This window comes from Pseudorhodobacter sp. (assembly GCF_030452865.1).
GTDB lineage: Bacteria > Pseudomonadota > Alphaproteobacteria > Rhodobacterales > Rhodobacteraceae > Pseudorhodobacter.
Genome location: NZ_JAKDLJ010000105.1, coordinates 1 through 9876, shown reverse-complemented (window position 1 = coordinate 9876; position 9876 = coordinate 1). Strand labels below are relative to the sequence as shown.

Annotated in this window: 8 protein-coding genes; 6 read left to right on the top strand and 2 right to left on the bottom strand. The window is 59.7% G+C overall.

The genetic code is table 11. From position 1 onward, the window contains the following. From L0H65_RS08345 to L0H65_RS08330, 4 genes are all read left to right on the top strand, one after another. Positions 1-608: ATP-binding protein (locus L0H65_RS08345; protein ID WP_301458418.1), on the top strand; the 608-nt coding region annotated here is incomplete at its 5' end. Positions 609-806: 198 nt separating this feature from the next. Then, a complete protein-coding gene (locus L0H65_RS08340) occupies positions 807-1904 on the top strand; it encodes an efflux RND transporter periplasmic adaptor subunit (protein WP_301458417.1) in 1098 nt (365 codons plus the stop codon). Between the two features lie 9 nt (positions 1905-1913). Continuing rightward, positions 1914-5015 carry an efflux RND transporter permease subunit gene (locus L0H65_RS08335; protein ID WP_301458416.1) on the top strand — a complete coding sequence of 1034 codons (3102 nt, stop codon included), beginning with the start codon at positions 1914-1916 and terminating at the stop codon, positions 5013-5015. A 45-nt stretch (positions 5016-5060) separates the two neighbouring features. Further along, positions 5061-5438, top strand: coding sequence for a YbaN family protein (locus L0H65_RS08330; protein WP_301458415.1), 378 nt, complete (start codon positions 5061-5063; stop codon positions 5436-5438). On the opposite strand, the gene L0H65_RS08325 is transcribed toward L0H65_RS08330, so the two are convergent. Then, a complete protein-coding gene (locus L0H65_RS08325; protein WP_301458414.1) occupies positions 5435-6391 on the bottom strand; it encodes an L-malyl-CoA/beta-methylmalyl-CoA lyase in 957 nt (318 codons plus the stop codon). The two genes, L0H65_RS08330 and L0H65_RS08325, sit on opposite strands and share 4 nt — an antisense overlap. A gap of 113 nt (positions 6392-6504) precedes the next feature. After that, the gene (locus L0H65_RS08320; RefSeq protein WP_301458413.1) at positions 6505-6651 is read right to left on the bottom strand and encodes a hypothetical protein; all 147 of its coding nucleotides are present in this window, start codon (positions 6649-6651) and stop codon (positions 6505-6507) included. Between L0H65_RS08320 and L0H65_RS08315 the strand changes: the two genes are divergently transcribed. Beyond that, on the top strand, positions 6650-7510 hold the full coding sequence (locus tag L0H65_RS08315; RefSeq protein ID WP_301458412.1) for a D-amino-acid transaminase: 861 nt from the start codon (positions 6650-6652) through the stop codon (positions 7508-7510). The two genes, L0H65_RS08320 and L0H65_RS08315, sit on opposite strands and share 2 nt — an antisense overlap. Before the next feature lie 166 nt (positions 7511-7676). Further along, positions 7677-9876, top strand: a 2200-nt coding sequence (locus tag L0H65_RS08310) for a DEAD/DEAH box helicase (RefSeq protein ID WP_301458411.1), incomplete at its 3' end; no start/stop codon positions are given.

Sequence of the window (9876 nt, the reverse complement as noted above, 5' to 3'; positions counted from 1 at the left end):
GCCGCGATATCCTGCGCTCCATGGGGCGGGCGGGCAAAAGCGATCTGCATTTGCAGCGCGCGCCTTTGGGGGCCGTGCTGCGTGAGGCGGCCGAACCGCATCTGGGCCGCGGCAAGGAGGTGATCTTTGATCTGCGCGAGGCGCGGGGTGCAGACAGCGCACAGCCGGTTATTCTGCGCAAACCCGAAGTGATCCATGGCTTGCGAAACCTGATCCAGAACGCCGTCGATTTTGCCAAGACGACGGTTTGGGTTGACGCGGAATGGGATGAAGATCAGCTTTTGCTGCGTGTGGTGGATGATGGCGACGGTTACCCCACGCATATTCTTGGCCGGATCGGTGACCCGTTTGTCAGCCGTCGCGGCGGCATTCGCCCCTCACATCCGCGCCCGGGATATGAGGGTATGGGCCTTGGACTGTTCATCGCGAAAACCTTGCTTGAACGTTCCGGCGCGGAACTGTCCTTTGCCAACGGCACCGATCCGTTCCTGACCAGCGCCGAACGGCCCGCCCGCTGTGGTGCAATCGTCGAAGTGATCTGGCGGAAGGCCGATATCGTCGTGAGCGACCAAGGCAGTCTTGGCGCGAACACGCCGATTGAGGCGTGAATTCCGCAGCCATATTTTACAATGACTGAAAGTCAGTGTCCGATTGAGCGGGCGAGGCCGTTCTGAAGCCCGGCCGCAACGTCAATGCGCGCCTGCGCTGGAATTGACTTTGTTGCTGTGGCATAGGACTGCTGATGGGCCAGCGTTCTGCAAGGTCATGTCAGACGCGCCGCCAAATCTTTGATCCGGGAATTGCATATGTTCAAACGCCTTTTCATCGCAATTGTTCTTTTGGGCCTGATCGTGGGTGGCATCGTCTTTTTCAATCAGTTCCGTGCCAAGATGATCGCGCAGTATTTCGCGACTATGAAGCCGCCTGCGGTTGCCGTTTCGGTTGTGACCGCCAAGCCGATTGTGTGGAAGTCCGGGATTGATGCGATTGGCACCGCGCTGTCTGCCCATGGCGTGGATCTGGCAGTGGAAGCCGCCGGGTTGGTGCAACAGATTTATTTCAAATCCAATGACAAGGTGACAAAGGATCAACGCCTTGTGCAAATCGACGACCGAATCGAACGCGCGGATCTGGGCGCGGCCAAGGCATCACTCGATCTGGCTATCACGCAATTGACCCGCAACAAGACCTTGCAGGAACGCGGCATCAGCACGACCAACACTGTCGACACCGCCGAAGTGCAGGAAAAAAGCGCGCGGGCGCAGGTTGCGAAACTGACCGCAATTCTGGACCAGAAAGAAATGCAGGCACCGTTTGCCGGTGTCATCGGCATCTCGCAGATTGAGACCGGGCAATATGTGACGCCCGGCACCATCTATGCCACCTTGCAGAATCTTGATGAAATGCAGGTCGACTTTACTTTGTCGGAACAACAGATGGGGCCGGTTGCGATAGATACGCCGGTGACGGCGAAAACCGAGGCAGGGGATTTGAGCTTTTCAGGCAAGATCATCGCGATTGAGCCGCGCGTCGATCCGGTTTCGCGTCTTGTGACCCTGCGCGCCCTGATCGAGAACCCGGAGGGTAAACTTTTCCCCGGCCAGTTTTTGCGAATCAGCGTGGCCTTGCCGCCCGAAGATGGCGTGCTTGTCTTGCCGCAAACGGCTGTCACTTCCAGCCTTTATGGCGATTCGGTCTTTGTGGTGCGCAAGGGTGAAGAGGACGCGCTGACGGTCGCGCAGGTCTTCGTCAAGATTGGCCGACGGTCTGGCGGCATGATGGAAGTGCGCGACGGGATCAAGGCGGGGGATGAGGTGGTCAACGCCGGGCAGAACCGTCTGACCGGGGGTGCTGCGGTTGTTATCGACAACAGCGTTTCGCCCACGGCAGCGGCGGAGGAATAGGGAACCGATATGCATTTCTCGGAGATCTTTATCCGCCGCCCCGTGTTGGCTTCGGTCCTTGCGGCACTGATCATTCTGTTGGGCCTGCAATCCATTTTCAACCTGCCGCTGCGTCAGTATCCGGAGGTGGAGGAAACCGTGGTCACGATCACCACGATCTATCCCGGTGCCGCGCCTGAACTGATTCAGGGCTTCATCACCGCGCCCATCGCCTCAGCGGTCTCCACCACCGAAAATATCGACTATGTGACCAGCCAGTCACGACCGTCTGCCTCGGTGGTTTCGGTGCAGATGAAGCTGGGCGCGAATTCAGACGCGGCCTTGACCGAGGTGCTGTCCAAGGTGCAGCAGGTGCGCGGGAAATTGCCCGGTGCCGCCGAGGATCCGGTGATTACCAAAGGCACCGGGCAAACCTTTGCGCTGATGTATCTTGCGGCGCAAAACCCGAACATGACGCAGGAACAACTGACCGAATATCTGGAACGCGTGGTGCAACCGCGCGTCTCGACGATTGAGGGCGTCGCGGAAATGCAGATCATCGGCGCGGCAAACTATGCCATGCGGGTCTGGATTGATCCGCAAAGGTTGGCGGCGCGTGGCGTGACGGCGAGTGAGGTTCTGGGGGCAATCCGCGCCTCCAACTTTCTGTCCGCGCCGGGCAAGACTGAAAACGAGTATGTTTCCTACTCCATCAGCCTCGCCTCGACCCTGCAAAGCGCCGAGGCGTTCGGCGCACTGCCTGTCTCCAGTGGCAAGACCGGGGTTGTGCGTCTGCGCGATGTCGCCAAGGTGGAACTTGCGTCCAAAGACCAGCAAGAGATCGTGACCTTTGATGGCAAAACAGGCACTTTCATCGGCATCACCGCCACACCCGCCGCGAACCCGTTGACCACGGCGCAAGCGGTCCTCACGGAACTTCCCGCGCTCAATGCCAGCTTGCCGGAAGGCATGACGTTGAAACTGGTTTACGATTCGACAGAGACAATCAGCGCCTCAATCTACGAGGTATTCAAGACGATCGCGGAAGCGGTCTCGATTGTGGTTGTCGTGATCATCCTGTTCCTCGGCTCCTTCCGGTCTGTCCTGATGCCCATCGTGACGATTCCGCTGTCGCTGATCGGGGTTTGTACGGTGCTTCTGGCGCTGGGTTATTCGATCAATCTTCTGACACTTCTGGCGATGGTTCTGGCAATCGGGCTGGTGGTGGATGATGCGATTGTGGTGGTTGAAAACATCCACCGTCATATCGAAGAGGGGCTAAGTCCGGCGCGGGCCTCCATCGTCGGGATGAAGGAGATCAGCGGCGCGGTGGTCGCGATGACGATCACGCTCGCCGCCGTATTGGCGCCGCTTGCATTTACCGGCGGGCTTACCGGCGCGCTCTTTGCCGAATTTGCGCTGGCGCTTGCGGGTGCTGTGGTGATTTCCGGTGTAGTGGCGTTGACCATCACGCCCACGATGGCCGCGCGGTTGCTGACCGACGGCGAGCCAGGGCGGTTTCAGCGCGTGGTCGACCGCACCGCCGACCGGCTGGCGAACTGGTATGAACGGCGGGTGTCGTCGTCGCTCGATTATCGGCCCGTCACCATTCTGATGGTGCTGGCGTTGCTCGGTGTCACCCTGTTCATGTTCCAGAACACTACGACGGAACTGGCACCGGAGGAGGACCAAGGCGCATTGTTCGCCTTCCTCAATGGCCCGCGCTACGCGACCACCGATTACACCTCGCTGTATATCGACGCGGTGGACAAATCGACGGCAGACATTCCAGAAGTCGATCTCGGCTTTTCCATCGCAGGTTTCGGCGGCGCGAACAATACCGGCATCTATATCTGGGCCTTGAAAGACTGGTCGGACCGGACCCGCAGCCAGAAAGAAGTTCAGGGTGAGATTCAAGCCCGTCTGGGCAAAAGCACCGGTTTGCAGGGTTTCGTCTTTGCGCCCCCTACCTTACCGGGTGCTGGTGGCGGCTTGCCGGTGTCGCTGGTGATCCAGTCGATCTATGCGCCCGAACGGGTGGTGGAGATTGCCGAAGAAATCCGCAAGAAAGCCATGGCATCCGGCCGCTTCATCGTCGTGCAGAACTCGCTGAGCTTTGACGCCCCGCAGGTATCGGTCACCATCGACCGAGAACGCGCGGCCAGTCTGAATGTGCCGGTGTCGGAGATTGGCAATACCCTGAGCCTTCTGGTCGGCGGCAATGCGGTGGCGCAGTTTGATCTGGACAGCAACAGCTATGATATCATCACGCAAGTGCCAAAAGAATGGCGCAACAATCCGGAGAAGTTGGGGCAGTTCTTTGTGCGCGCCTCAACCGGGGAAATGGTGCCTTTGTCCTCGGTCGTGTCGGTGAAAACCGGGGCAAGTGCGGCCTCGATCGAACAATTCGATCAGTTGAACGCCGCAACCCTGACGGCACTGCCGTCGATCGGCACCTCCACAGGTGACGGTTTGGCACAGCTTGAAAGCATCGCGCGCGAAGTGTTGCCCGAAGGTTTTTTCATCGACTATTCCGGGCAATCCCGGCTGGAGGTCGCGCAAGGCAATACGATTGCCTTTGCCTTCGCGGCGGCGATTGTGGTGATTTACCTGGTGCTTGCGGCGCAGTTTGAAAGTTTCCGCGACCCCTTCATCATCCTGATGTCGGTGCCGCTGTCGATCTTTGGCGCGATCTTGCCGCTGAACCTTGGGCTTGGCACGCTGAACATATATTCGCAAGTGGGTCTGATCACTCTGATTGGTTTGATAACCAAACACGGGATTCTGATGGTGGAATTTGCCAACCAGCAAAGGGAAGAACATAACCTTAGCCGCCGCGAGGCGATTGTAGCCGCCGCGAAGACCCGTCTGCGCCCGATCCTGATGACAACCGCCGCCATGGTGCTTGCCGTGGTGCCGCTGATCCTGGCCGAAGGGGCAGGCGCGGCGGCGCGTCAGGCGATGGGGATGGTGATCTTTACCGGCCTGACCATCGGGACCATGTTCACCTTGTTCGTGGTGCCGATGTTCTACACGCTGATTTCGCGGTCTGATGCGGCTTTCCTGATCGCGAAAGGTCAGAAAAAGCGAATGTTTGGCGTTGGTGACAGCAAACCCAAGCCGCAGGTGTAGAACGCTGTGCCGCGCACGAACCCGAAGGAAGTCCCGGCGCAGGCTATGCACAAATCGTCGCTTTTGCGTTTGATCTGGTTCGCTGTCGGTGGGGTTTCGCTGCTGCTGGGGTTCATCGGTATTCTGCTGCCGGTGATGCCGACTGCACCCTTTGTCATCCTAGCAGCCTATGCTTTCGCGCGAAGTTCACCAACACTGCATCGGCGCTTGGTCGAACATCGCATCTTTGGGCCGATCATTCTGGATTGGCAGAAATATGGTGCCATTGCCCCGCGTATCAAGCTGCTCGCGGTTGCGATGATGGCGGTGTCGCTGGTTGCGGGCTACCTGTTGCCGCTGCCAACGCCTGCTTTCGTTGCGCAGGCGGTTTGCATGGCAGCGGCAGCCGCTTTTATCCTGAGCCGACCCGGCGGCGCGCGCTAACCAGTGATCATTTCCGCCTGACGCACGATCACTTCTGCCTGTTTGATCGAGGCGATATCGACCAGACGCCCCTTATAGACTGTCGCGCCTTCACCCCGCGCCTTGGCATCCTCCATCGCGGCAAGGATCTCGCGCGCTTCGGTCACTGCTGCCTCGGACGGGGTGAAAACCTCATTCGACAGCGCGATCTGCTTGGGATGGATCGCCCATTTGCCAACCATGCCCAACACGGCAGAACGGCGGGCCTGTGCGCGAAAACCCTCGTCATCCGAGAAGTCGCCGAATGGACCGTCGACGGGCAATATCCCATGCGTTCGGCAGGCCGCGACAATCGCCGCCTGCGCCCAATGCCAGGGGTCGGACCAGTGTTTCTGGCCGGCTTGCAGCATGTAATAGTTTTCCTGCGTGCCGCCGATCCCCGTGGTCTGCATCCCCATCGAGGCCGCGAAATCCGCCGCGCCAAGGCTCATCGCTTGCAAGCGGGGGGAGGAAGCGGCAATTTCCTCGACATGGGCTATGCCAGCGGCGCTTTCGATAATCACCTCGAACGCGATGGGTTTCTTGCGCCCCTTGGCACGCTCAATTGCAGTGACCAGCGCATCCACTGCGTAAATGTCGGCGGCGCAGCCAACCTTGGGGATCATGATCATATCCAGCCGCTCGCTGGCTTGTTCCAACAGATCAACGACATCGCGATACCAATAGGGGCTGTCTAGCCCGTTGATCCGGACCGAAAGGGTTTTCTTGCCCCAATCGACCTCCCCAATCGCCTTGATGATATTGGCGCGGGCGCTGTCCTTGTCACTGGGGGCGACCGAATCCTCCAGATCAAGGTTGATCACATCCGCCGCAGACGCCGCCATCTTTTCAAAAATTGCAGGGCGCGAACCGGGGCCGAACAATTGGCAACGGTTCGGGCGCGCAGGTGGGGCGGGTTGGATGCGAAAGCTCATGCTGGACCTCTGCGTAAGGAAATTTCGTATGGATTGATGCTATGGGTAGAATGTTGCGCTGCGGCCTGCAACCGGATTTTTTGCGATGCAGCATGAATTGCGGCGATGCAGCGTCACTGTGTCAGCGCCTCTTGCAGACGAGCATTCTCGATACCAGCCTTGACGGCCCGATGAATTTGCCCGAAGACCGCTAGTATCCGCTCGGGTGTGCCGCTGATGGCATCCGCCCGACCCACCGCCAACCAATGGGGATGAACCATGTCGCGCATCGTCTATGTCAACGGCCAATACCTGCCCGAAGCCGAGGCCACGGTTTCCATATTCGACCGTGGTTTCCTGATGGCGGACGCTGTGTATGAGGTGACTTCGGTTCTGGATGGCAAACTGCTGGATTTCGCCGGGCATCAGGCGCGGCTTGCGCGCAGCCTGAATGAACTGGAGATGCAGCGCCCCTGCAGCGATGATGAACTGCTGGCAATCCACCGCGAACTGGTGACGCGCAATGATCTGACCGATGGTATGATCTATCTGCAAGTCACGCGCGGCAATCCCGGCGACCGCGACTTCGCGTTTCCGGATGCGTCGGTCAAACCGACTTTGGTGCTGTTCACCCAATCAAAGCCGGGAATGGCCGATGCGCCAGCGGCGAAAACCGGGATCAAGGTGATCTCGATTGACGATCTTCGCTGGGGACGGCGAGATATCAAGACGGTGCAGCTTTTATACCCGTCACTTGGCAAGATGATGGCGAAAAAGGCGGGTGCGGATGATGCCTGGCTGGTCGAGGATGGTCATGTGACCGAGGGCACATCGAACAACGCCTATATCGTCAAGGGTGGTCGCATCATTACGCGCAACCTGTCGCATGACATCCTGCATGGGATTACCCGCGCTGCCGTGTTGCGTTTTGCCGCCGAGGCACAGATGGAAGTGGAGGAACGCCCGTTCACCATCGCTGAGGCGAAAGCGGCGGATGAGGCGTTCTATACCTCAGCCTCCGGCTTTGTAACGCCGGTTGTGGAAATTGACGGTGCAGCAATTGGCACCGGAAAACCAGGAGCGGTTGCGAAGCGACTGCGGGAAATCTATCTGGACGAAAGCCGCAAAACCGCGATTTGAGGCGCGCGACGTAACCCAAGGTTTTCATGGACTCCGGGCCTGATTGCCGTTATCAGGCGCGCTTGGCCCAGAGAATTCCGGTGCTGGCGGGCGAGGAGGCCCGGTCCAGTCAGGGGTGAGTGGCCGTGAAACGGGCCACAGTTGCCCCCTGATCAGGCAGAAAAAGATGGATCATACGAAAATCGCCGCGCCGCTGGCTGCGGCGCTGGAAGCCAAGGGTTATGCCACGCTGACGCCGGTGCAGCAGGCGATGCTGACGGATGAAGTAGAAGGGCGCGACCTTTTGGTGTCGGCGCAGACCGGCTCTGGCAAGACAGTTGCTTTTGGCATCGCGATTGCGCCAGACCTGCTGGCAGGGGCGGATCGGTTTCTGTTTGCCGATGTGCCGATGGCTTTGATTATCGCGCCGACGCGGGAACTCGCCTTGCAGGTCGCGCGGGAACTCGATTGGCTTTACGGCGAAGCCGGGGCCAAAATTGCCACCTGTGTCGGCGGCATGGATTACCGCACCGAAAAGCGCAGCTTGGACCGGGGCGCGCATATAGTTGTCGGCACGCCGGGCCGTTTGCGCGACCATATCGACCGCAAATCGCTTGACCTGACCGGGTTGCGGGCGGCGGTGCTGGATGAGGCCGATGAAATGCTCGACCTCGGGTTCCGCGACGATCTGGAATATATCCTGTCACAAGCCCCCGAAGATCGCCGCACCCTGATGTTTTCGGCCACGGTGCCGAAGGCGATTGCGGCACTGGCGAAAGATTTCCAAAACGACGCGCTGCGTATCCAGACTGCGGGTGAGGCGAAGCAACATGTCGATATCGAATATCGTGCGTTGTCGGTGCAGATGCGCGACCGCGAAAATGCGATTTTCAACCTGCTGCGGTTCTACGAATCGCAGGCAGCCCTTGTGTTCTGCAAAACGCGGGCCAATGTGAACACGCTTTTGGCACGGATGGGCAACCGGGGTTTCAAGGTTGTGGCTTTATCCGGCGAGTTGTCGCAGGCGGAGCGGACCAATGCGCTGTCGGCACTGCGCAACGGGCGGGCGAATGTTTGTATTGCCACCGATGTCGCGGCGCGTGGCATTGACCTTCCGGGGTTGGATCTGGTGATTCACGCCGATTTGCCCAGCAATTCCGAGGTGTTGTTGCACCGTTCGGGGCGGACCGGGCGCGCCGGTGCCAAAGGTGTTTCCGCGCTGATCGTGGTGCCGAGCGAGTTCCGCAAGGCGGAGCGTTTGTTGCAAGGCGCGAAAGTTGTTGCCGAATGGGGTGCGGCCCCTTCCGCCGAAGAAGTGCAGGAGCGCGACGATCAGCGTATTCTGGAACATCCAGCACTTGGCCCGAATGACGGCGAAGGGTTGGAGATTGCGCAGCTTGTGCTGGACCGTTTTGGCGCAGAGCAGGTGGCGCAAGCTTTTGTGACATTGTGGCGTCAAGGCCGGTCCTCGCCCGAAGTGCTGGCCGATGCGATCAAACCGGGGGAGCGGCCAGAGCCGAAACCGCGCGGGGAATTCGGCGCCTCGGTCTGGTATACGATTTCAGTGGGCCATACCGGGCGGGCCGAAGCGCGTTGGTTGTTGCCGAAAATCTGTGAGGCGGGCGGCATTACCAAAGACGGTATCGGTGCTATCCGGGTGCAGCATGATCTGACCTATGTTCAAATCGGCAAGGCGGTTGCGGACAAGTTCGGCGCTGGGGTTGCGCTCGAAGAAGGCGTAGAGATGCGTCGTATGGACGGGGAGCCGGTGCTGGATCGCCCAGAACGCCCGGCCCGCCCGCCGCGCGAAAAACCCGCTTATAAACCGAAACCGTCCCGATTTGTCGAAGATGACGCGCCGATGCCGGAGCGCAAGCCCTATACCAAACGTGAGACTCCGAAGGCGGAAGCGGCATGGAACTCCGACACCGGCGCGCCGCAAGGGTTCTCGGATGGCGAAAAGCCGAAAGCCAGGCGGGCTGCCGCCGAAGGGAAGCCTTTCGAGAAAAAGCCTGCTGCAAAGAAGGGCGACGGGGACAAGAAGCCTTGGGTGAAGCGCGAAGAAGGCGACGGCAAACCGTGGGAAAAGCGCGATGCCGCACCGCGCAAACCCTACGCGAAAAAGGCCGAGCCTTACGCGAGAAAAGCTGAACCCTATGGCAAAAAGCCCGAAGCCGCAGCCGAGACCGCAAAACCCTATGCCAAGCGTACCGATGGTGCAAAGCCCTATGCCCCCCGCGGCGCCAGCCCCGAAGCGGGGGGGGAGCGCAAACCGCGTTGGAAAGCCGATGCGGCAGACAAGCCACGTTCCGCCGGGTTCAAGTCGCACGGGAGCAAACCGGGCGAGGGCAAGCCTGCCCGCGCCTCCGGTTTCAAATCCCACGCAG

Coding starts and splice junctions, on each gene's coding strand:
- L0H65_RS08325 (WP_301458414.1), bottom strand. CDS start 6,391: ATGAGCTTTCGCATCCAACCCGCCCCACCTGCGCGCCCGAACCGTTGC.
- L0H65_RS08340 (WP_301458417.1), top strand. CDS start 807: ATGTTCAAACGCCTTTTCATCGCAATTGTTCTTTTGGGCCTGATCGTG.
- L0H65_RS08320 (WP_301458413.1), bottom strand. CDS start 6,651: ATGGTTCATCCCCATTGGTTGGCGGTGGGTCGGGCGGATGCCATCAGC.
- L0H65_RS08330 (WP_301458415.1), top strand. CDS start 5,061: ATGCACAAATCGTCGCTTTTGCGTTTGATCTGGTTCGCTGTCGGTGGG.
- L0H65_RS08315 (WP_301458412.1), top strand. CDS start 6,650: ATGTCGCGCATCGTCTATGTCAACGGCCAATACCTGCCCGAAGCCGAG.
- L0H65_RS08335 (WP_301458416.1), top strand. CDS start 1,914: ATGCATTTCTCGGAGATCTTTATCCGCCGCCCCGTGTTGGCTTCGGTC.